This window comes from Rahnella sp. PD4 (genome assembly GCF_049199325.1).
Taxonomy (GTDB): Bacteria; Pseudomonadota; Gammaproteobacteria; order Enterobacterales; family Enterobacteriaceae; genus Rahnella; species Rahnella perminowiae.
Window position 1 is genome coordinate 20794 of record NZ_JBLZQF010000008.1, and the last position, 21734, is coordinate 42527.

At 52.2% G+C, this 21734-nt stretch carries 21 protein-coding genes; 7 read left to right on the forward strand and 14 right to left on the reverse strand.

Annotated features, from left to right (window positions below; all coding sequences use genetic code 11):
- Positions 1-1347, reverse strand: a complete 1347-nt coding sequence (locus ACOZIO_RS18465; RefSeq protein WP_129990594.1) for an aminotransferase class I/II-fold pyridoxal phosphate-dependent enzyme — start codon at positions 1345-1347, stop codon at positions 1-3.
- Between the two features lie 209 nt (positions 1348-1556).
- Between ACOZIO_RS18465 and ACOZIO_RS18470 the strand changes: the two genes are divergently transcribed.
- The 6 genes from ACOZIO_RS18470 (at position 1557) to tatE (ending at position 6830) form a co-directional block, all read left to right on the forward strand.
- Entirely contained in the window at positions 1557-2513 is a 957-nt protein-coding gene (locus ACOZIO_RS18470; protein ID WP_129952067.1) for a nitrate ABC transporter substrate-binding protein, read from the forward strand.
- A 45-nt stretch (positions 2514-2558) separates the two neighbouring features.
- On the forward strand, positions 2559-3353 hold the full coding sequence (locus ACOZIO_RS18475) for a deaminated glutathione amidase (RefSeq protein ID WP_129990593.1): 795 nt from the start codon (positions 2559-2561) through the stop codon (positions 3351-3353).
- A 194-nt stretch (positions 3354-3547) separates the two neighbouring features.
- Positions 3548-4456, forward strand: a complete 909-nt coding sequence (locus ACOZIO_RS18480; RefSeq protein ID WP_129990592.1) for an ABC transporter substrate-binding protein — start codon at positions 3548-3550, stop codon at positions 4454-4456.
- Positions 4453-5436 carry an amino acid ABC transporter permease gene (locus ACOZIO_RS18485; protein ID WP_129952064.1) on the forward strand — a complete coding sequence of 328 codons (984 nt, stop codon included), beginning with the start codon at positions 4453-4455 and terminating at the stop codon, positions 5434-5436. Before ACOZIO_RS18480 ends, ACOZIO_RS18485 begins: the two co-directional genes overlap by 4 nt.
- A complete protein-coding gene (locus ACOZIO_RS18490) occupies positions 5433-6230 on the forward strand; it encodes an amino acid ABC transporter ATP-binding protein (RefSeq protein WP_129952063.1) in 798 nt (265 codons plus the stop codon). Before ACOZIO_RS18485 ends, ACOZIO_RS18490 begins: the two co-directional genes overlap by 4 nt.
- A gap of 393 nt (positions 6231-6623) precedes the next feature.
- Positions 6624-6830, forward strand: a complete 207-nt coding sequence (gene tatE / locus ACOZIO_RS18495; protein ID WP_129952062.1) for a twin-arginine translocase subunit TatE — start codon at positions 6624-6626, stop codon at positions 6828-6830.
- A gap of 98 nt (positions 6831-6928) precedes the next feature.
- On the opposite strand, the gene lipA is transcribed toward tatE, so the two are convergent.
- The 13 genes from lipA to leuS form a co-directional block, all read right to left on the reverse strand.
- Positions 6929-7894 carry a lipoyl synthase gene (gene lipA / locus ACOZIO_RS18500; RefSeq protein ID WP_013576503.1) on the reverse strand — a complete coding sequence of 322 codons (966 nt, stop codon included), beginning with the start codon at positions 7892-7894 and terminating at the stop codon, positions 6929-6931.
- A gap of 368 nt (positions 7895-8262) precedes the next feature.
- The gene (lipB, locus tag ACOZIO_RS18505) at positions 8263-8946 is read right to left on the reverse strand and encodes a lipoyl(octanoyl) transferase LipB (protein ID WP_129952061.1); all 684 of its coding nucleotides are present in this window, start codon (positions 8944-8946) and stop codon (positions 8263-8265) included.
- Between the two features lie 73 nt (positions 8947-9019).
- Positions 9020-9283: a DUF493 family protein YbeD gene (ybeD, locus tag ACOZIO_RS18510; protein ID WP_013576500.1), complete on the reverse strand. Its 264-nt coding sequence runs from the start codon at positions 9281-9283 to the stop codon at positions 9020-9022.
- Between the two features lie 125 nt (positions 9284-9408).
- Positions 9409-10617 carry a D-alanyl-D-alanine carboxypeptidase DacA gene (gene dacA / locus ACOZIO_RS18515; RefSeq protein WP_129952060.1) on the reverse strand — a complete coding sequence of 403 codons (1209 nt, stop codon included), beginning with the start codon at positions 10615-10617 and terminating at the stop codon, positions 9409-9411.
- 156 nt (positions 10618-10773) lie between these two features.
- Positions 10774-11916 (reverse strand): endolytic peptidoglycan transglycosylase RlpA, encoded by a 1143-nt coding sequence (gene rlpA / locus ACOZIO_RS18520; protein ID WP_129952059.1) that lies wholly within the window; start codon positions 11914-11916, stop codon positions 10774-10776.
- Positions 11917-11925: 9 nt separating this feature from the next.
- Positions 11926-13038 (reverse strand): peptidoglycan glycosyltransferase MrdB, encoded by a 1113-nt coding sequence (mrdB, locus tag ACOZIO_RS18525; RefSeq protein WP_129952058.1) that lies wholly within the window; start codon positions 13036-13038, stop codon positions 11926-11928.
- A 6-nt stretch (positions 13039-13044) separates the two neighbouring features.
- A complete protein-coding gene (gene mrdA, locus ACOZIO_RS18530) occupies positions 13045-14949 on the reverse strand; it encodes a peptidoglycan DD-transpeptidase MrdA (protein ID WP_129952057.1) in 1905 nt (634 codons plus the stop codon).
- Positions 14950-14987: 38 nt separating this feature from the next.
- Positions 14988-15458, reverse strand: a complete 471-nt coding sequence (gene rlmH, locus ACOZIO_RS18535; protein WP_013576495.1) for a 23S rRNA (pseudouridine(1915)-N(3))-methyltransferase RlmH — start codon at positions 15456-15458, stop codon at positions 14988-14990.
- Positions 15459-15461: 3 nt separating this feature from the next.
- A complete protein-coding gene (gene rsfS / locus ACOZIO_RS18540) occupies positions 15462-15779 on the reverse strand; it encodes a ribosome silencing factor (protein ID WP_129952056.1) in 318 nt (105 codons plus the stop codon).
- 206 nt (positions 15780-15985) lie between these two features.
- Positions 15986-16663 (reverse strand): nicotinate-nucleotide adenylyltransferase, encoded by a 678-nt coding sequence (gene nadD, locus ACOZIO_RS18545; RefSeq protein WP_421595573.1) that lies wholly within the window; start codon positions 16661-16663, stop codon positions 15986-15988.
- Between the two features lie 14 nt (positions 16664-16677).
- Positions 16678-17718 carry a DNA polymerase III subunit delta gene (gene holA / locus ACOZIO_RS18550; protein WP_258453081.1) on the reverse strand — a complete coding sequence of 347 codons (1041 nt, stop codon included), beginning with the start codon at positions 17716-17718 and terminating at the stop codon, positions 16678-16680.
- Positions 17715-18347, reverse strand: coding sequence for an LPS assembly lipoprotein LptE (gene lptE / locus ACOZIO_RS18555; protein WP_258453082.1), 633 nt, complete (start codon positions 18345-18347; stop codon positions 17715-17717). Before lptE ends, holA begins: the two co-directional genes overlap by 4 nt.
- 14 nt (positions 18348-18361) lie before the next feature.
- Entirely contained in the window at positions 18362-20944 is a 2583-nt protein-coding gene (leuS, locus tag ACOZIO_RS18560; protein WP_129952052.1) for a leucine--tRNA ligase, read from the reverse strand.
- A gap of 267 nt (positions 20945-21211) precedes the next feature.
- Between leuS and ACOZIO_RS18565 the strand changes: the two genes are divergently transcribed.
- Positions 21212-21712 (forward strand): zinc ribbon-containing protein, encoded by a 501-nt coding sequence (locus ACOZIO_RS18565; protein WP_015698158.1) that lies wholly within the window; start codon positions 21212-21214, stop codon positions 21710-21712.
- The last annotated feature ends 22 nt before the right edge of the window (positions 21713-21734 follow it).

A 21734-nucleotide genomic window follows, 5' to 3' on the forward strand; every position in this document is an offset into this window, starting at 1 on the left:
TCAGGCATCCAGCGCCAGCACGATAGCGTCGGCGATCAAATCAACCTGCTCAGGTTTCACCTGACTGGTGCTGATACGGATAAATTGCCCCGGCCCGATGCGGCTGCGCTCACCGGGCAGAACTGCAATACCGCGCGCGGCAAGGGTCACCAGCGCAAACTGTTCTGATGGCACCGGGATCCACAGCGCCAGCCCGTCTCGGTCGGGGATATTCACGCCGCGCATGCGCAATGCATCGGACATGGCTTTGCGACGTTCCGCATACACTGTTTTAGCATGCGTAATTCCTTGCTGCGTTTTCGGATCGTTAATCAGCCATGCCAGCGCTTCCTGCAAAATACGGCTCGACCAGCCGGCACCAAAATTGCGGAATGATTTGATTTGCCTGATTAAATCATGTGAGCCCGAGATAACCGCCAGCCGTAAATCCGGCCCGTAGGCTTTGGAATAAGAACGGACATGCACCGTGCGGTCCGGTAGCTTGCTGCCCATACTCAGCGGCGCATAACGCGACAACTGGCCGATACCGTCATCTTCAATAATCAGCGTGTTACTTTGGCTGAGGATATCGGCCAGCGCAGCATAACGTTCTGCGTTAATTGCGTGGCCGCAATGTGAATGGGTGCGTGGCTGAAAAATAAAAGCGGAAGGATTTTTCAGCAGTGCCTGGCTGAGTGACTCCGGTATGGGCCCGAATTCGTCGCACTTCACCGCAATTACCTGTGCGCCCAGATTATCCAGCATATCCAGCAGTCGTGTGGCGGTCGGATCTTCAATCGCGACAACCGACCCCTGCATCAGCAGGGTTTGCAGCGTCAGATTCATCCCATCAAATCCGCCATCCGCCGCCATAAAAGCGGGGGCGTCATAGGGCCAGTCCTGCCGCGCGGCTTTAAGCAGCGACGGCGCAATAGCCTCACGCTGATAGCTGTTCAGATTGCCGGCACCCACACCGTGCTGCATGGCTTCGTGCAGGTCAGGTAACAGTGCCGGATCCGGCGACGACAGGGCCAGATCCGCAATAATATGCTCACCGAAATTACCGATTTTTTCAAAGCGTGCCGGTCTGGGTGACAGCATATCGCCACACACCCAGACGCCGTTGCGTCCGCGTCCGGCGATCACTTTCTGACGTCGTAACTGACCCCAGGCGGCAGAAACCGTGGCCGGACTGACTCCCAGCGCCTGCGCAAGTTCACGCACGGCGGGAAGATGCGAACCAATCTCGATCACACCGGAACGGATCATCGCCGCGGTTTCAAGCGCAATACCCCGCATGGAACGATCCTGTAATTGTGTCGCTAACCATTCTGCATCCAGCGTTTTTTCGAGAGCGTTTTCTGCCATTTTTATGCCTTTTGTTCAGTAACAAAGATTCTATTGTACATATTAATTTATGCCATTAGTATCAAACTTAGCCAACGGAGGCGATAAAATAATCACATTGCCGCAAAGATAAGGGCCTTCGTAAAAAATTTGGTGTGTTTCCGGGAAGGTTTGTAAACGCACCGTTGTTTTTCTGCATATCAACCATGCTGACACTTAAGGGGAAAGATGTGACGATTACCATCAGGCTGGCAGTTCGTGACTGGGATTATTTTACGCCGCTGGCATTAGGCGATCTTAAACCGGAAGGGTTTAATCTTGAGATAGACCGCGTGGGGACGCTGGTTGATAACCTGGGCAGCAGCGACAAATACGATGCGGGTGAAGTGTCTTTCAGTCGTTATGCACAAGGGCGTGCGCGGGGCGAATCTGATTTGCTGGCGATACCGCATTTCCTGATGCGTGGATTCCGCCAGCGCTGCATCATCACCCGCGAAGACAGCCCGTTGACCGAACTTTCGCAACTGGCCGGTAAACGTATTGGCCTGACCGGCTGGCAGGATTCCGGCAATACCTGGACCCGTACATTGCTGGCACGGGAAGGTGTGGGCATTGAAGATGCGAACTGGTATGTCGGCCGTCTGACCGAAGCGCACCCGATTGTCGACCGTCTGGCCGGTTTTGGCCGCGAAGGACGCATTGAAGCCGTTCCGCAAGAGCGTCCTTTGATGGCGTTATTACAGGAAGGCTGGCTGGATGCGGTATTTACACCGTTTATGCCTGAGGGCTTTTTCAAGCCTGATTCCGGTTTCCGTCAGTTCCAGCCGGATTTCCGTGCCGCTGAACTGGCCTATTTCAACCGCGTCGGGTATATCCCCGGTATCCACCTGCTGGCGGTCAAACCTGCGCTGGCCGAAGAGCATCCGTGGTTGCCGCAGGCACTGAGCGACATCATTGACCGTTCTTATGAAATCTGGATGGATAAGCGCGCAAAATACGCCGATACCACGCCATGGCTGCTGGATGATTTACGCCGCACCGTGGCCGATTTACCTGCGGACTGGAATGCAAACGGTTACGCCGCCAATGAAAAGATGATTGATGATTTTGCGCAGGAATTATATGCACAGGGGCTGAGTGCTAAGCGCCTGACGCCGCGAGATTTGTTCCCGAACTTTGCTCAGTAACACTTAACCGATCGCTTTGACCCATGAGCGACAGGGGAGTCAAAAATGAAAGTTGCATTAGGTCAGTTTGCCGTTTCCCGTGAATGGGAAGCGAATGTCGAAACCTGCCTTTCGCTGATGGCGAAATCTGTGGAAGCGGGGGTGGATTTGCTGGTGCTGCCGGAGGGTATTCTGGCGCGTGATATTACCGATCCGGATTTGGTTTTAAAAGCGGCACAACCTCTTGATGGTCCGTTTGTCAGCCAGATGCTGGCGGCCAGCAGGGGTAATCAGATGACCACCATGATGAGTGTCCATACGCCCGCACCGGATGGCCGTGCTTATAATGTGCTGATTTCCCTCCGGAATGGCGAAATTATTTCTGAATACAGAAAGCTGCATCTTTATGATGCGTTCTCTTCTCAGGAATCTAAAAACGTCACCGCAGGCGACGAAGTGCCGCCGCTGGTGAATGTCGCCGGGTTTACGGTCGGCCTGATGACCTGCTATGACGTGCGTTTTCCGGAGCTGGCACGTCGCCTGGTGCTTGATGGAGCCGACGTACTGGTGCTGCCCGCCGCATGGGTGAAAGGCCCGCTGAAAGAAATGCATTGGGAAATACTGGTCACGGCGCGCGCACTGGAAAATACCACCTATATGGTGGCGGTGGGTGAATGCGGCGAGCGCAATATTGGCAACAGCATGGTCGTCGATCCGCTGGGTGTGGCGATTGCCCGCGCCGCCGAAGCCCCGGCACTGGTATTTGCTGAACTGGATAAAGATCGTCTGGCTCATGCCCGAAAAGTATTACCAGTGCTGGCAAACCGCCGTTTTGGTTTACCGCAACTGCGTAACGACTAACGCTGTGTGGCCGGTCCTCAACGGCTGCCTCAGATTTCATGCAGTACCGCGCCCTCACCAGGGAACGCGTTTATTTCTTATATCAGTCACCATAAATAGAAACACCCGGAAAGCTGCCACGGAAGGTAACCACTCTAAAATACACAACATTCATAAACTCACAGACCGACTTTTAACACAGAGGAAATAAAAGAATGATGGCAAAACAACTCCGTCAGGCTGCTGTACTGACTGCTGCATTACTTTCCGTATCTTCGATAAATGCCTTTGCTGCTGAAAATGTGACAATCCCGGCTCAGACGATGGATCCGGCGATCCATGCAAAATTACCTGCGGATATTCAGAAGTCAGGCGTGATGACCTCTGTGAACAATGGCTCATTCCCTCCGTATGAGATTGTGACCGGTGCCAATGGCCTGGATGGTGCGAGTGCGGATCTGGCGCACGCGCTGGCACAAGTGATGGGTGTAAAAATAGAGCATGCTTCCGTGAGCGGTTTATCCGGCATCCTCAGTGGCATGGCCGCAGGGCGCTACCAGATGGGTATCGGCCCGATTGGCGATTATCCTGACCGTCAGGCAAAAAATGATTTCATTGATTTCGTCAAAGAATACGTTGTTTTCGGCGTGCGCAAAGGTAACCCGGAAAACATCAGTTCCCTCGATGATACCTGCGGTAAACGCATTGCCGTGATGGCGGGCGGTTCTGCTGAACAGGTGATCCGTAAGCAGTCTGACGTGTGCGTTAAAGACGGTAAACCGGCGGTGACAGTACAGTCATTTGCCGATCAACCAACGTCGATTCTGGCGGTTCGTTCTAACCGTTCCGACGCATTCTTCTCTTCTCAGGCACCGCTGACCTATTTTGTTGAAAAAGCCAACGGCCAGCTTGAACTGACCGGTACTGGCAAATCAAATGGCTTTGGCGATATCTTCCAGGGGACGGTCGTTGCCAAAGATTCACCGGTTCGTGACGCGATCCTCGCCGGTTATCAGAAACTGTTCGACAACGGCACGTATGCCATCATCATGAAAAAATGGGGCCTGGAAGGCAATATGATCCCGGCACCGGGTATTAACCTGGCAAAGGCGCAGCCTAAATGACTGATAAAACGTATAGTTCAACACCGGCAGTCAGGGACGACTATACGCAGGATCCGCGACGCAACGTTGAGTTTTCCCACGCCCCGCGTCATTACGGCCGCTGGGTGGCCTGGATAGTGGTGCTGCTGATTGCCGCTGACGTGATCTGGGCGGTTTCGCACAACCAGAACTTCGAATGGCACGTGGTGGCGCAATGGTTCACGGAAGGTTCGGTGATCAAAGGCCTGGGCGTCACGCTCGGCCTTACTGTGGTGTCGATGCTGCTCGGAGTGTTCATCGGCCTGATGCTGGCCATTGCCCGTCTGTCTGACAGCATATTGCTCAGGAAATTAGCGGGGCTGTATATCTGGTTCTTCCGCGGTACGCCGCTGCTGGTGCAGTTATTGTTCTGGTACAACATGTCGACATTGTTCCCGCGTGTGGTGTTGGGGATCCCGTTTGGTCCGCAATATCTGAGCTGGAATACGAATGATCTGATCACCCCGCTGACAGCTGCCATTGCCGGTCTGGCGCTGAATGAGGCGGCTTATATGGCAGAAATCATTCGGGCAGGTTTGCTGTCAGTCGATAACGGTCAGGCGGAAACCGCACAGGCATTTGGCATGAGTCGTGGCCGTGCGCTGCGCCGGATCATTATTCCTCAGGCCATGCGGTCGATTATTCCGCCGACCGGTAACCAGCTCATCAGTATGATTAAAGCGACATCGCTGGTCAGCGTTATTGCCATGGGGGATTTGCTGTATTCCGTGCAAACTGTCTACAACCGTACCTTTGAAGTGGTACCTATGCTGATGGTGGCAGTGATTTGGTATCTGTTTATCACGTCATTGCTCAATCTTGGGCAGTCTGCAATTGAACGCTATTATTCCCGCGGCACACGCCGGACATTGCCTAACGTCAAACGTCGTCAAAGCAATGCGGAAGAAAAAACCGCGCCGATCATCAGTACACCGGACATGGTCCGGAAGGAGGATTTATGAGTCAATTACACGCTGACACACAGTCGTCCGGACAAGCATCACTGGTGATCGCCCGTAACGTGCATAAAAGTTATGGTGATAACGAAGTGCTGAAGGGAATCGATCTTGATGTGAAACCCGGCGAAGTGGTGGTGATCCTCGGGCCGTCGGGCTCGGGTAAATCCACCTTTCTGCGCTGTATAAATCATCTGGAAGATATCGATCGCGGTTCCATTATGGTAGGCGGTGAGCAAATAGGTTATGAACTGCGCGGGGACCGTCTGCATAAATTGCCTGAACGGGCAATTGCGCGGCAGCGCCGGGATATCGGCATGGTATTCCAGCAATTCAATCTTTATCCGCACATGACTGTGTTGCAAAATATCATTGAAGCACCGGTGGGTGTGCATAAAGAAAGCCGCCATGAAGCGGAGAAATATGCGCATGAGTTGCTGCAAAAAGTCGGCCTGAGCGATAAAGCCAATGCTTATCCGCGCCATCTTTCCGGCGGTCAGCAACAGCGTGTGGCTATAGCCCGTGCGCTGGCGGTGAAACCTAAACTGATGCTGTTCGATGAACCGACGTCAGCGCTCGACCCTGAACTGGTCGGCGAAGTTCTGGCCACTATGCGGGATCTGGCCATGCAGGGGCTGACGATGATAGTGGTGACGCATGAGATTGGCTTTGCGAAAGAGGCAGCAGACCGCGTAGTGTTTATGGATCGCGGGGTTGTCGTTGAGCAGGGGGCCGCGGAAGATGTCCTGGTCAGTCCGAAACATCAGCGGACACAGGCGTTCCTGAGCCGCTTTATCTGACCGGTAAGACGGGCTGAAGCCGGGAGTGCAGACCGTTATTCTGCAATTTCCACCCGGTTTCGTCCGTTTTACGCAATGCAGTCCGCAATGATGAATACCGCTAAGCCGGATGGTATGAAGCGTTTTCCGCATGGATTTTCATTGCAGGTGGTAAGCCGGAGGGATCATCGGGTCGAAAACAAACATGCCGGGGGAGAGGGTTGCCCGGTAAATAAAAACAGAAATACTTTATGAGCGTACTGTTCACGCTCATAATAGCTCACTCTGGTCACTATGCGCACAGTTCTGGATCCGTTCTGTTACATTTTCGGGTTGTATTAACGTCGCGAATGGCCGTTAATAACGGCATATAGCTATTGCTGTTTTCCAGCACTCAGTGTTAAGAAGGTATGTATGGAAGGTCTAAGTATTACTAAATTGTTGGTGGTCGGCGTGCTGATCGTTTTGTTGTTCGGTACCAGCAAACTCCGTTCTCTGGGCGGCGACCTGGGCGCGGCACTGCGTGGCTTCAAGAAAGCCATGAATGATGATCCTGCTCCCGCTTCTGCTGAAAAAACCGCAGAAGAGAAGCCTGCTGAACGTGTTGAGCATAAAGACTGAGTCTTCAGAGCGACAGTTCCCGGCCCTTTAGCCAAACGAAAAAGGTTGTTCTTGCGAACAACCTTTTTGTTTTTGTCAGACAAAGAAGTTACGAGATGTTACTTAACTTCTAATCCTTTCGCTTGCAGATCGGCGTGGTAAGAAGAACGCACGAACGGACCGCATGCCGCATGGGTGAAGCCCATTTCCATCGCCGCTTCTTTCATCTGATCAAACTCTTCAGGGCTGACATAACGCTGCACCGGCAGATGATGACGGCTTGGCTGTAAATACTGGCCGAGTGTCAGCATCGTCACGCCATGACGACGCAGGTCGCGCATCACTTCGATGATTTCTTCGTTCGTTTCGCCCAGGCCGACCATTAGTCCTGATTTAGTGGGTATTTCAGGATGTGCTTCTTTAAAACGTTGCAGCAGCGTCAGTGACCACTCGTAGTTTGCGCCCGGACGAACCTGACGGTAAACACGCGGCACATTTTCCAGATTGTGGTTAAACACATCAGGCGGGCTTGCATTAAGGATTTCCAGCGCACGATCCATACGGCCACGGAAATCCGGCACCAGAGTTTCGATTTTGATGGTTGGGTTTTTCGCGCGGATAGCCGTAATACAATCTGCAAAGTGCTGAGCCCCGCCGTCGCGCAGATCATCACGGTCAACGGAGGTGATGACTACATAACGCAGACCCATATCAGAAATGGTCTGCGCCAGTTTTTCCGGTTCGTTAGTATCCGGAGCTGTCGGGCGACCATGTGCCACATCACAGAACGGGCAGCGACGGGTACAAATGGCACCGAGGATCATGAATGTTGCGGTACCGTGGTTGAAGCACTCGGAAAGGTTAGGGCAGGCCGCTTCTTCACAAACAGAATGCAGGCCATTTTTGCGCAGTGCTGATTTAATGCCCTGAATTTTCGTTGAGTCGGCTGGCAGTTTGATTTTCATCCATGCCGGCTTACGTAACATTTCCTGCCGGTCACTGACCACGGTTTTCACCGGAATTAACGCCATCTTATCTGCATCGCGGTATTTGACACCGCGTTCCATCTGAATCGGTTTACTCATAATCTTGCAGCTTCCAGGTTTGTCACTCGTTACCCGAGTTTTTTCAGGACATTCAATGAACTGGCTGATTCATCAAAAAAAGTAGAAATAATGCGGAAATTATATCATTGAAGCATCTCTTCGTTCAGCCCTTCGTCATGGCCGGAAGTGCTAAATAGTGCAATTTTTTAACTTTAAAGAAGAAGTGGCCTCGATGAAATCACTTTTTATCGCATTTAGTCTTTTGAAAAGACTGATTATTTTAACGATTCATTACGAGGGCTGAGACGGTGTTAATAGTGTGTAAATATTTTCCCGCGCGCCTGATAAATCCCGGAAACGCGAGGTATGCGGGAAAAGATTAATGCCGGGGGAGCAACGGCCAATAATCACTGCGCTGAAGAGGCATAATGTTCAACCTGCCAGGGCAGGTAATCAACCTGCAGGTAATCAAGACGATGGTTAAAACATTTCACCAGAACAGGCATCACCTGATCGACCGTCAGCCCCGGCTTCTCGAGGCTCGCCTGCGTCATTTCAAGGCCGGCGTAACCACAGGGGTTGATGCGACGGAAAGGCTCGAGATCCATATCAATATTTAATGCCAGACCGTGTAACGAACATCCTTTGCGGATCCGTAATCCCAGCGAACAAATCTTTTTACCCCCGACATATACACCCGGTGCATCCGCGCGCGGGTAAGCTTCAATGGAGAAATGCGCCAGCGTATCGACTACCGTTTGTTCAATCGCCGTCACCAGCTGACGAACACCCAGTTTTTTGCGTTTCAAATCCACCATCACGTACATCACCTGCTGACCGGGACCGTGATACGTCACCTGGCCGCCACGGTCGCTCTGGATAACCGGAATATCACCGGGCATCAGGACATGTTCGGCTTTGCCAGCCTGCCCCTGCGTAAATACACGGGGATGCTGAACCAGCCAGATCTCATCAAGCGAGTCGGCGTTGCGGTGTTCCGTAAAATGGTGCATGGCCAGAGAAACCGGCTCATAGGGCTGAAGGCCAAGCTGGCGCAGTACGATACGTTCTTGCGGATTTTGTGGTTGCACGGCAGTTATCGTCAATCAAGAGGGGGAAAAACGCGCGACAGTGTGGCTCCCGCGCGGATCGGTCAGAAAGGGCTTACAGCACCATGCGGACAATTTCGATATTGCCCAGCTCATCGTACAGGGTTTCGACCTGATCGATGTGAGTCGCAGTTATCGTAATTGAAACGGAGTGGTAATTCCCTTTACTGCTCGGTTTTACCTGAGGATTGTAATCGCCAGGCGCATGGCGTTGCACGACTTCCACAACCTGGTCTACCAGCTCGGGTTGTGCCAGGCCCATTACTTTGTAGGTAAAGGGACAAGGGAATTCGAGCAGTTCGTTCAGTTTGGTTTTCATGTGCACTCCAGCGTGTTGTACAGCGTATTAAGTTTTATCTCTCAAAGTATAACTCCCGCCGTAGCGGGAGTTATAATCTATACCGGTTATATGGGGGTTGTTGCAAATTTTTTCAAGCGGACAACTTAGCCAAACCAGTGGTGGAACATCAGTTTGATGTAATCCACGATGCGGCCGAAGAAGCCGCCTTCTTTTACTTCATTCATGACGACAAGAGGGCGTTCATCAATGGTTTTTCCATCAAGCTGGAAGTTGATTGACCCAACCACCTGATTTTTCTGCAAGGGTGCATGCAGTTCCGGGGTGTTCAGCACATAGCTGGCTTTCAGATCTTTCATGCGACCGCGCGGGATCGTCAGGTAAGCATCTTTTTCAACACCCAGCGCGACGCGATCAGTATCGCCAAACCAGACAGGTTCTGACGCAAACTCTTTACCGGCTTTCAGCGGAGAAACGGTTTCGAAGAAACGGAAGCCCCAGGTCAGGAGCTTTTTACTTTCTACTTCACGGCCTTTATACGTGTGCCCCCCCATCACGGCGGAGATCAGACGCATCTGGCCTTCTGTCGCAGAAGCCACCAGGTTATAACCTGCTGAATCGGTATGACCGGTTTTAATGCCGTCAACATTCAGGCTGTTATCCCACAACAAACCGTTACGGTTCATCTGGCGGATATTGTTGAAGGTGAATTCTTTCTCTTTGTACGTGGCGTACTCTTCCGGCACATCACGGATCAGCGCCTGACCAATCAGCGCCATATCGCGAGCTGAGCTGTACTGACCCGCGGCATCAAGACCATGAACAGTACCGAAGTGGGTATTTTTCAGTCCCAGTGAGCTCACATAGTTGTTCATGATGGCAACGAAAGCATCCTGACTTCCGGCGACATGGTCGGCCATGGCGACACACGCATCATTACCGGACTGCAGAATGATCCCGCGGTTGAGCTCAGAAACCGGTACCCGATCACCCGGTTTGAGGAACATCAGGGAAGAGCCTTTGAAGACCGGATTGCCGGTGGCCCAGGCGTCCGGACCGACGGTAACGATGTCGGTCGGAGAGATTTTGCCGGCTTTGATGGACTGACCGATAACATAACTGGTCATCATTTTTGTCAGGCTGGCAGGATCGCGGCGCGCATCGGCATTCATTTCTGCCAGAACTTTGCCGGAGTTGTAGTCGATCAGGATATAGGCTTCAGCATCAATCTGCGGAACGCCAGGGATCATTGTTTTTAAATTGACATCGTCGGCATAGGCGGACGCTGCACTCAAAGTGATTACGGTGCCCAATGCGAGGCTTTTGACTAAACGTGAAGTATTTACAAGTTTCATGATCGGGACAACAACATCCGTGGGAGTAAGTGATAAACGTGCGCCACTATAGCAGAAGAGTCATAAGTCAGACATCTTCGATTACCGACGCTTACTGACTTTTACTTATACGAAAGGGGACGTATAAGAACGGGGCCGAAGCCCCGCACTGGAGAATTACATACCGGCGGTGACAAAAGATTGCTGCTGAGCTTCGCTGGCCAGGCGCTGTTTCAATTTTTCGGCCTGCTGGCGGGTGCTGAAAGGCCCGAGTTGCACACGATAGGTGCTGCCATTAGCCTGCACCTTGCCTGGTACCGAGAAACGCTGACTGAGGCTTTTTTGCCATAACTGCGCATTTTGCGGGTTACTCAGTGCGCCAACCTGCACCATAAAGCCTGAGGCAGGAATTGCCGTGGTATGCGCGGGTGCCGCAGAAGCAGCAACCACCGGCGCGGCAGTAGCGACAGCCACCGGTGCGGCAACCGGTGCGCTGCCTTCTAAAACACCCTGACGTAATGGTGTCGGTGCACTCAGAAAACCGCCGCCGCTGTTGCCGGACGTGGTGGTGGTGCCGGTGGCAGCAACGGTATTGCCTGCGTTGTCTTCGTCATTGGTCAGCGGTGCGGCATTTGGGTTGCTGAGCGTGCTGTTACTGATTGGACGCACATCTGACGTATCGACCGGCTGAGCGCTCAGCGTAGGCGTGCCCATACTGCTGGCCCCTAAATTCGGACGTGATGGCAGGGCATAAGATTGTTTGGCGACGGTCGTCCCAATCGTACCCGGGCCGGAGAGTGTGCCATCTGGTGCAACGTTGATGAAATCAATACGGACTTTCGTGCTGTTGGTCAGATTCAAACGGTCTGCCGCAGCCTGAGATAAGTCAATGATTTTGCCGGGAACGTAAGGGCCGCGGTCGTTAACACGCACCACCAGCATTCGACCGGTCGCCATGTTGGTGACGCGCACATAGCTTGGGATCGGCAGTGTCGGGTGCGCTGCGGTCATGGCTGTCGGGTCGAATTCTTCCCCGATCGCCGTGGTATTGCCCCCGTTCTCCTGCCCGTACCAGGCGGCTTGCCCGACCTGCGAGAAGTTAGACGGGTCTTTAATGATCTTATAGGTTTTACCGTTAACGGTATAATCCTGCAGGGTGCCCGGATTATAAGGTTCGTAACGCGGATCTGCCCCGCCGATTTCTACCACCGGGCCATTGTAGGCTTGCTGCGGTGCCGGTTGTTGTTGCTGTGTTTCGTCAGTGGCGCAACCACTTAACAGCAAACCGATAATGACAGCTCCAAGCCACTGCTTACGCATTGCTCACCTCTATAAATTTTTCGACAACATTTTTCGATGAGTATGTATCGACATAACGATACCAAACCCTGCCATTAGCACGATGAGTGCCGACCCGCCATAGCTGACCAGAGGCAAAGGTACCCCAACTACCGGGACAATACCACTGACCATGCCAATGTTAACAAACACATAAACGAACAGAATCAGCATCAGTCCGCCGGACATTACACGGCCAAAAGTGGTCTGTGCATGGGCGGCAATCACCAGACCACGCATAATGAGACATAAATACAGCCCGAGCAGCACCAGAACGCCAATCAGCCCAAGTTCTTCGGCGAGTACAGCAAAGATAAAGTCGGTATGTCGCTCGGGCAGGAATTCAAGCTGAGACTGCGTACCGTGTAACCAACCTTTGCCGGAAAGACCGCCAGAGCCGATGGCAATTTTAGACTGAATAATATGATAGCCCGCGCCCAGCGGATCGCTTTCAGGATCAAGCAGCATCATGACGCGGTCGCGCTGATAGTCGTGCATCAGGAAGAACCACAGAATCGGGATAAACGCGGCAACCAGAAGGGCGGCGACGGCAATCAGTTTCCAGCTCATGCCCGAAAGGAACAGTACGAATAATCCGGATGCGGCAATCAAAATTGAGGTGCCCAGATCGGGCTGTGCTGCGACCAGCAGGGTAGGGATAAAGATTAATGCCAGAGCAATTGCGGTATTTTTGAGTGAAGGCGGGCATACGTCGCGGTTGATAAAGCGCGCCACCATCAAAGGCACGGCAATTTTCGCCAGTTCTGATGGCTGGAATTTTATGATCCCCAGATCCAGCCAGCGCTGCGCACCTTTACTGATACTGCCGAAAGCATCAACCAGCACCAACAAAAAGACGCAGAAGATGTAAAGATAAGGTGCCCAGCTTTCATAAACGCGCGGCGGGATTTGCGCCATGACCAGCATAATCACCAGACCCATGAGGATCTGGCCAATTTTACGCTCCATCATGCCCATATCCTGACCGCTGGCGCTCCACATCACGAACGCACTGTAGGTCAGCAGCGCGAGCACGATCAACAGCATCGTCAGGTCGATATGCATTTTCGACCACAATGATCTTTTTTGTTGGTTCTCAGTCATTGACGGTTAATCACCTTCGGTTCCCGGCGGCGCTGGCGCGTCGGCCGGTAATTGTGTCGTGTTGTCGCCCAGTAAAATATGGTCGAGTATCTGGCGTGAAATTGTTCCTACAGCCGGCCCCGCGCCCCCGTTCTCCAGAACCACGGCAACCGCCACGGTCGGTTTGTCATACGGTGCAAAAGAGGTCATCAGCTTGTGGTCACGCAGATGCTCAGCGATTTTATGCGCATTATAGATTTCATTGGCTTTCAAACCGTAAACTTGTGCTGTCCCGGATTTTGCAGCGGCTTTATAAGGCGCGTCAGCAAAATACTTGCGGGCAGTCCCGTTCGGCCGGTTTGCAACGCCATACATACCGTCTTTAGCGATTTCCCAATAGCCGGAATGGATATCGCCAATCTGAGTGGTTTCCTGCTGTTTGTATGGCACCTGCTGGCCGTCAACTTTAGTACTCAGCAGCAAATGCGGCGTTTTGACATTGCCGTCATTAATCAGTGTGGTCATGGCTTTCATGATTTGGACAGGCGTGGCAGTCCAGTAGCCCTGACCAATGCCGACCGGTATGGTATCGCCCTGATACCAGGGTTTTTTGAAGCGTTTAAACTTCCAGTCGCGGTTTGGCATATTCCCGCTACGTTCTTCTGATAAATCGATACCGCTGTACTGGCCGTAACCAAATTTCCCCATCCACTCGGAAAGGCGGTCAATCCCCATATCATAAGCAACCTGATAGAAGAAGGTGTCAGCCGATTCTTCAAGGGCTTTAGTCACATTCAGGCGACCATGTCCCCAGTGTTTCCAGTCGCGGTAACGCTTGTCTGAGCCCGGCAATTGCCACCAGCCCGGATCAAACAGGGACGTATTTTTATTGATAACGCCGGTTGTCAGTGCAGAAACTGAAATATACGGTTTCACAGTAGACGCAGGCGGATAAACGCCCTGAGTCGTCCGGTTGATCAAAGGCTTATTCGGGTCGTTAAGCAGTGTGTTGTAATCTTTGCTGGAGATGCCATCCACAAACAGGTTCGGGTCATAACTCGGGTTAGAGACCAGCGCGCGGATAGCGCCATCACGGGGATCAGTCACCACGACTGCGGCGCGGCTGCCGGTCAGAAGCACTTCAATGTATTGCTGTAACGGTAAGTCGATTGTCAGGTAAATATCTTTGCCTGCCTGCGGCGGTTCTTCGTGAAGCTGGCGGATAACGCGGCCACGGTTGTTCACTTCAACTTCTTCATAGCCGGTTTTACCGTGAAGCGTATCTTCATAATAGCGCTCAATACCGAGCTTACCGATGTCGTGCGTGGCAGCATAGTTGGCCAGAATACCGTCTTTATCGAGGCGCTCAACGTCACGGTCATTGATTTTCGATACATAGCCGATAACGTGCGTCAGCGCGGAGCCGTAAGGATAATAGCGCCGCTGATAGCCCTTGACCTCAACGCCAGGGAAGTGGAACTGGTTTACCGAGAAACGTGCAACCTGGACTTCAGTCAGTGCCGTTTTCACCGCAATAGACGTAAAGCGTCGCGAACGCTGACGCTCTTTTTTGAAGTTATCGATATCTTCCTGCGTGAGGTCAACTATCGGTTTGAGGCCTTCAAGCGTGGCCTGCAAATCGTCCACTTTTTCCGGCACCAGTTCGAGCTGATAAATTGTGCGGTTCAGCGCCAGTGGCGTGCCGTTGCGGTCATAGATAATCCCGCGGCTGGGCGCGATGGGCACCAGTTTGATACGGTTATCGTTAGAGCGGGTTTGGTAATCCTGGAAACGGACAATTTGCAGATTATAAAGATTAAAAGCTAAAACGCCGCTAAGTAGCAGAATGCCGATAAACGCCACCAGTGCACGGCGCACAAAGAGGGCTGATTCAGCCGTATAGTCGCGAAAAGGGTTACGATCTATTTTCATCCCACTACTTAATTCATGTTGCTGACATTCACCACCCGTTATTCGCGGTGGTATGGATGATTAGTGGTAATACTCCAGGCCCGGTAAAGGCTTTCCGCAACCAGAACCCGAACCAGCGGGTGAGGGAGGGTCAACGGAGAGAGCGACCAGCTCTGTTCCGCTGCAGCTTTACAGGCAGGCGCCAGCCCTTCCGGGCCGCCGATTAACAGGCTGACATTGCGTCCGTCCTGCTTCCAGCGTTCCAGTTGTTGCGCCAGTTGCGGGGTTTCCCATGGTGTGCCTGGAATATCCAGCGTCACGATACGATTCCCTTTACCGACGGCGGCCAGCATCTGTTCACCTTCTTTTTCAAGAATGCGCTTGATGTCTGCGTTCTTCCCACGTTTCCCGGCCGGAACCTCAGTCAGTTCAAACGGCATGTCTTTAGGAAAACGGTGCAGATAATCGTTAAAACCGGTTTGCACCCAGTCAGGCATTTTAGTGCCGACGGCGACAAGTTGCAGCTTCACGCATCAGCCCCAGAGTTTCTCAAGCTCATACAGCTGACGGCTTTCTTCCTGCATAACATGCACAATCACTTCACCCAGATCGACAACTACCCAGTCAGCTTCATTGATACCTTTCACACCCATGGCATCAAGACCGGCGGCTTTAATTTCTTCAACCAGATGCCCTGCGATGGACATGACATGGCGGCTTGACGTGCCGGTGCAGATAATCATGCAGTCAGTAATACTGGATTTACCTTTAACATCAATGGCAATGATGTCTTGTGCTTTCAGGTCATCGACTTTATCGACAACAAAATCTTGGAGCGCTTTACCTTGCAAAGGTTCCCCCTGGGGATGTTTGAAACAATTGACCTCACGAGATGTTCGCCGGTGTAACACCGAAACAATGAAAAATCTCATGAAGGATAAACATAGCGGTTATCTGGAAAACAGCTTAAAACGTTTAACAATCAATACATTGTACTGGTTGATTACGCAGCGTTATCGAGAGCCGAAATTAAGCGGCGCAGTATAGCACGCGTTAGCTACTCGCGGTATAAGCCCTGTGATTCTATGTAGCGCTCAACGGCGGAAGGCAATAAATCTGAGCACTCAAGACCCGCATGGCGGCGCTCACGGATTTCAGTCGCTGAAATATCCAGCAATGGAGTATTGGCCTGATAAATGAATCCGGCCGGTTTTTGCTTAAGTGCATCGGCATTATTCACCCGATGGGTGTCATACCATTTCTGCAGTTCTGGTGTATCAAGTTGTTCCTGATAACCCGGGCGTGCCATGACCACGATATGACAGAAATCCAGTAACGATTCCCACCGGTGCCACTTATGAAGCGTTAGTAACGAATCCTGACCAATGATAAACGCCAGCGGGCATTTATCGCCATGTTCTTTACGTAACGTTGCAAGTGTCTCAATCGTGTACGAGGGCGTATCCACAGCCAGCTCACGGGGATCGACTGAAAACAGCGCATTATCCGCCACCGCCAGCTTCGCCATTTGCAGGCGTTGCTGCGGGGTTGCCTCGGGTTGCGGCCGGTGCGGGGGGACGTTATTGGGCAGCAGGATCACCTGATCAAACCCGGCCTGCGCTGCCAGAGCCGAAACGGGTTTCAGATGTCCATAATGGATCGGGTCAAATGTGCCGCCGAAAAAAGCCAGAAGCTTTTCAGTGGTTTTAAAAGAATGTGCAGTGCGGTGCGGCATACTGATGTCCTGCTTCAATACGAACCCAACTCATTAAAGCCGGTAGGTAAGGGTTTCCCACAGAGTAGCATAGACAGGCTTTCAAGCTCGGCCCAGACTGACTGACCATAATCCTGTTTCAGCGTGATTTCTATCTGGGTCAGTAAGCGCACAGCCTGAGCCAGCTGGGCAAGAGACAGACGCTGCAGTGCCTGGGTGACCAGCGGCCGACGGTTTTGCCAGACTTTTTGCTGATCAAACAGGGTCCTGATCGGGATGGTGTCCATTTTACGTTTCAGATTGAGTAACATCAGCAGTTCGCGCTGCACGGTTCGCAGTAAAATAACCGGCTCGCTGTCTTCGTGTTGCAACTGGCGCAAGATATGCCAGGCACGCTTACTTTTCCCGGCCAGCAATGCATCCAGCCAATGATAGGGCGTGAAATGTGCTGCATCGTTAACGGCCTCTTCGACGCGTGGTAACGTGAGTTTTCCATCCGGATAGAGCAGGGAAAGGCGCTCCAGCGACTGCGCAAGTGCCAGCAAATTTCCTTCGTAGCAATAGCACAAAAGCTGATTAGCCGGTTCATCAAGTTCAAGCGAAAGTTCTTTGGCGCGACGGGTTACCCAGCGGGGAAGTTGTGCCTGCTCAGGCGTCTGACAACTGACGAAAACACCTTTGTCACTTAACGCTTTAAACCAGGCGCTGTTTTCCTGTGCCTTGGTCAGTTTTGTACCGCGAAACAGCAGAAGGATATCGTCGTGGAGCAGGGTAGTCAGTTTGAGTAATTGTTCTGCTATCGGCGCCGTCGGGCCATTTTCGGGCAGAATAAGCATCAGGGTCTGGCGGCTGGCAAACAGGCTCAGTGCCTGACAGATGCTAAAAATGGACTCCCATTCGGTATGGGCATCAAGAAGGTAAGTGTAGTGTTCTTCAAAACCCGCCTGCTGGGCCGCCTGACGTATGCTGTCCTGGCTTTCCTGCAAAAGCAAAGGGTCATTTCCACATAACACATAACAAGCACGCAGCCCCTCACGGAGCTGCGCAGCAAGTTGTTCCGGATAAACTCGGATCATTGTGCGAAAGGTGTGGCCGGTGCCGTAGAAGATGCCGCAGAAGCATCAGACGACGTGGCCGCTGATGAACCGGTAGAAATGACTTCTACCTGACGTCCGCCGACATCGTCTGCTTTGTGCAATTCTGAAGCATGGACGGTCAGCAACTTACGGATCAGTTGCTGTGCAGCCTGCTGGCGCATTTCCTCTGTAATGATGTCCTGCTCGTTATCTTTCGCCAGCGCCGTTAACGGGTTGTCAAAGAAGGAGCGGAACACTTTGACATGGAGAGGATACAAATCCTTACCAGGCATCAGTACCGTTGCATTAATCGTCATTTCCATCTGATATTCAGCGGTTTTACCGTCCTGGAAGATCGATGCAGTAGTCTGACCCACTGACTCAGCACCAATGCGCAGCGACGGGATATTCTTACGCTGTTCTTTGGTCGGATCATCAACAATGGTCACATTGCTCAGACGCAACTGAGTCCTGATATTACGGGCCAACGGCCCATACGGATCTCCGCTGTCCAAAACGATTGTTTTCAGTTCGTCAGGCACATTGGTTTTTCCACGCAAATGGAATCCACAACCTGCTGTAACCAGCACTGCTGCGGTGAGCAGCAGTGTCATTATGGGATGTCGCACAGATCCTCCTTGACTCAACCTACAACCAGGTTAAGCAGTTTGCCCGGGACGTAGATTACTTTGCGAACGGTAACCCCATCCAGATATTTTGCGACCAAATGTTCTTCTGCCGCACGATCGCGCACTTGTTGCTCGGTAGCATCAGCGGCTACGGTGATTTTAGCACGCACTTTACCGTTCACCTGCACCACGACCAGCCTGGAGTCTTCAACCATTGCCTGCTCATCAGCTTGTGGCCATGGTGCGGTATCCACGTCACCTTCGCCTTTCAGCGACTGCCAGAGGCTGAAGCAGACATGCGGGGTGAAGGGATAAAGCATACGGACAACCGCCAGCAAGGACTCCTGCAGCAGTGCCCGATCTTGTTCGGTATCCTGCGGTGCACGACCCAGCTTGTTCATCAGTTCCATCACCGCCGCAATAGCGGTGTTAAAGGTCTGACGACGGCCAATATCATCGGTCACTTTAGCGATGGTTTTATGCAAATCACGACGCAGATCTTTCTGTGCTTCATTCAGGGAAGCAATATCCAGGGCGGCAACCGGGCCTTTTTCTGTATGTTCGAAGGCCAGTTTCCAGACACGTTTCAGGAAGCGGTTTGCCCCTTCGACACCGGATTCCTGCCATTCCAGCGTCATTTCTGCCGGAGAGGCGAACATCATAAACAGACGCACGGTATCTGCACCGTATTTATCAACCATCACCTGCGGGTCGATGCCGTTGTTTTTAGACTTGGACATCTTGCTCATGCCGGCGTAAACCAGCTCACGGCCTTGTGAATCGGTCGCTTTGGTGATGCGACCTTTTTCGTCACGTTCAACCGTAGTATCGGCAGGAGAGACCCAGATACGTTCGCCGTTACTGCCGGTGTGGTAGAAGGCATCAGCCAGAACCATACCCTGACATAACAGACGTTTGGCCGGTTCATCAGAATCCACCAAACCTGCGTCACGCATCAGTTTATGGAAGAAGCGGAAATACATCAGGTGCATAATGGCGTGTTCGATGCCACCGACATACTGATCCACTGGCAGCCAGTAGTTGGCGGCCGCAGGATCCAGCATCCCTTCGTCGTATTGCGGGCAGGTGTAACGCGCGTAATACCAGGAAGACTCCATAAAGGTATCAAAGGTATCTGTTTCTCGCAGGCCCGGCATGCCGTTCACCGTCGTTTTTGCCCACTCAGGATCCGCTTTAATCGGGCTGGTGATACCGTCCATGACGACATCTTCCGGCAACACAACCGGCAGTTGATCTTCTGGTGTAGGAATAACAGTACCGTCTTCCAGCGTGATCATCGGGATTGGCGCGCCCCAGTAGCGCTGACGGGAAACTCCCCAGTCGCGCAGACGGTAGTTTACTTTGCGCTGACCCACGCCCTGAGCAACCAGTTTGTCGGCAATGGCGTTGAAACCGTCTTCGTGATTCAGACCATCAAATTCGCCTGAATTGAACAGCGTCCCTTTCTCTGTCATCGCTTCTGCGGTGATATCAGGGTGGCTGCCATCAACGTTCAGAATAACCGGTTTAATCTGCAGGTTATATTTGGTGGCGAATTCCCAGTCACGCTGGTCATGGCCAGGAACGGCCATCACCGCGCCAGTGCCATATTCCATGAGAACGAAGTTAGCGACCCAGATTGGCAGCTTTTCACCGGACAGCGGGTGAATGGCAAACAGACCGGTTGCCATGCCTTTCTTTTCCATCGTCGCCATTTCTGCTTCGGCAACTTTGGTGTTACGGCATTCGTCGATAAAATCGTTCAGGGCAGGGTTTTTCTGTGCACCCAACTGGGCCAGCGGATGACCGGCAGCGACGGCAACATAGGTCGCGCCCATAAACGTATCAGGGCGGGTGGTGTAAACCGTGACTTTTTCATCGCTGTCAGCCACGTCAAACGTGATTTCCACGCCTTCCGAACGGCCAATCCAGTTGCGTTGCATGGTTTTCACCTGCTCCGGCCAGCTTTCCAGCGTGTCCAGATCATTGAGCAACTGATCGGCGTAAGCCGTGATTTTGATGAACCACTGAGGAATTTCTTTACGTTCTACTTTGGTATCGCAACGCCAGCAGCAGCCGTCGATAACCTGCTCGTTCGCCAGAACGGTCAGATCATGCGGGCACCAGTTCACTGCGGAGGTCTTCTTATAAACTAGGCCCTTTTCGTAAAGCTTGGTGAAGAACCATTGTTCCCAGCGATAATAATCAGGTTTACAGGTCGCAACTTCACGATCCCAGTCATAGCCGAAGCCCAGCAATTTAAGCTGGTTCTTCATGTATTCGATGTTTTCATACGTCCACGGAGCAGGTGCGGTGTTGTTCTTAACCGCTGCCCCTTCCGCTGGCAGGCCAAACGCATCCCAGCCGATAGGCTGCAGGACGTTTTTACCGAGCATGCGCTGATAACGGGAAATCACGTCACCGATGGTGTAGTTGCGCACATGCCCCATGTGGAGACGGCCTGACGGATAAGGCAACATGGAGAGGCAGTAATATTTCTCCTTACCAGGCTGTTCGGTAACTTTAAAGGTTTGCTTCTCTTGCCAGTGAAGCTGAACGTGTGACTCGATGTCTTCTGGACGGTATTGCTCTTGCATGGCGGCCGGTGGTCCTGTGAGTGAAAACAGCTACGCCTGTAGCTCAAAAAGTTTTAATCAAAAGATCCGCATAGCATAGCTGATAAGCGGTTGGAGCAACAACACCCAGCGAAGGCTAAAGGGAATTTCTGTCCGCTTCTGGCGCATTATTCATAATCTGCGAGTCAGCGCGGGATAATCTGCACCACGGATCAGGCATTTACGACTAAAATAAAGGCAGTGCGCTCCCGCCGTGAAAATGGTTATGACAGTTCAAGGAGAGGAAATATGAGCAATATTACGCAATCTTACCGTCAGTTGGTGGCATCACTGACCGAACGGTTAAAACAGGGAGAACGCGATATCAGCGCGCTGGTGCAGGATGCCCGCGTCAGGCTGCAGGAAGAGGGCAAGCTGACGGAAATCCAGATTGAACAACTGACATCAGCGGTGCGTCGCGATTTGCATGAATTTGCCCGCAGCTATGAAGAAAACCAGCAAGCCGTGGCTGAAGAAGATGATGGCACGGACAGCGTGTTCATGCGGGTCATTAAAGAAAGCTTGTGGAAAGAGCTGGCAGATATGACTGATAAGACCCAGCTGGAATGGAAAGAGGTTTTTAAAGATGTCAGCCACCATGGGATCTATCACAGCGGAGAAGTCGTCGGACTGGGCAACCTGGTCTGTGAAAATTGTCATTTCCACTTAGCGGTGTATACGCCGGAAATTCTGAGTAAATGCCCGAAATGTGGTAACACGGAGTTTACGCGTCGCCCGTTTGAGCCTTAACGGACAAACACCTGCCCCTGAT

Excerpts from the sequence above, each read along its gene's own strand:
- ACOZIO_RS18465 (WP_129990594.1), bottom strand. The coding sequence starts at position 1,347 with ATGGCAGAAAACGCTCTCGAAAAAACGCTGGATGCAGAATGGTTAGCG.
- ACOZIO_RS18475 (WP_129990593.1), top strand. The coding sequence starts at position 2,559 with ATGAAAGTTGCATTAGGTCAGTTTGCCGTTTCCCGTGAATGGGAAGCG.
- ACOZIO_RS18480 (WP_129990592.1), top strand. The coding sequence starts at position 3,548 with ATGATGGCAAAACAACTCCGTCAGGCTGCTGTACTGACTGCTGCATTA.
- ACOZIO_RS18485 (WP_129952064.1), top strand. The coding sequence starts at position 4,453 with ATGACTGATAAAACGTATAGTTCAACACCGGCAGTCAGGGACGACTAT.
- ACOZIO_RS18490 (WP_129952063.1), top strand. The coding sequence starts at position 5,433 with ATGAGTCAATTACACGCTGACACACAGTCGTCCGGACAAGCATCACTG.
- tatE (WP_129952062.1), top strand. The coding sequence starts at position 6,624 with ATGGAAGGTCTAAGTATTACTAAATTGTTGGTGGTCGGCGTGCTGATC.
- lipA (WP_013576503.1), bottom strand. The coding sequence starts at position 7,894 with ATGAGTAAACCGATTCAGATGGAACGCGGTGTCAAATACCGCGATGCA.
- ybeD (WP_013576500.1), bottom strand. The coding sequence starts at position 9,283 with ATGAAAACCAAACTGAACGAACTGCTCGAATTCCCTTGTCCCTTTACC.
- dacA (WP_129952060.1), bottom strand. The coding sequence starts at position 10,617 with ATGAAACTTGTAAATACTTCACGTTTAGTCAAAAGCCTCGCATTGGGC.
- rlpA (WP_129952059.1), bottom strand. The coding sequence starts at position 11,916 with ATGCGTAAGCAGTGGCTTGGAGCTGTCATTATCGGTTTGCTGTTAAGT.
- mrdB (WP_129952058.1), bottom strand. The coding sequence starts at position 13,038 with ATGACTGAGAACCAACAAAAAAGATCATTGTGGTCGAAAATGCATATC.
- mrdA (WP_129952057.1), bottom strand. The coding sequence starts at position 14,949 with ATGAAAATAGATCGTAACCCTTTTCGCGACTATACGGCTGAATCAGCC.
- nadD (WP_421595573.1), bottom strand. The coding sequence starts at position 16,663 with ATGCCGCACCGCACTGCACATTCTTTTAAAACCACTGAAAAGCTTCTG.
- holA (WP_258453081.1), bottom strand. The coding sequence starts at position 17,718 with ATGATCCGAGTTTATCCGGAACAACTTGCTGCGCAGCTCCGTGAGGGG.
- leuS (WP_129952052.1), bottom strand. The coding sequence starts at position 20,944 with ATGCAAGAGCAATACCGTCCAGAAGACATCGAGTCACACGTTCAGCTT.
- ACOZIO_RS18565 (WP_015698158.1), top strand. The coding sequence starts at position 21,212 with ATGAGCAATATTACGCAATCTTACCGTCAGTTGGTGGCATCACTGACC.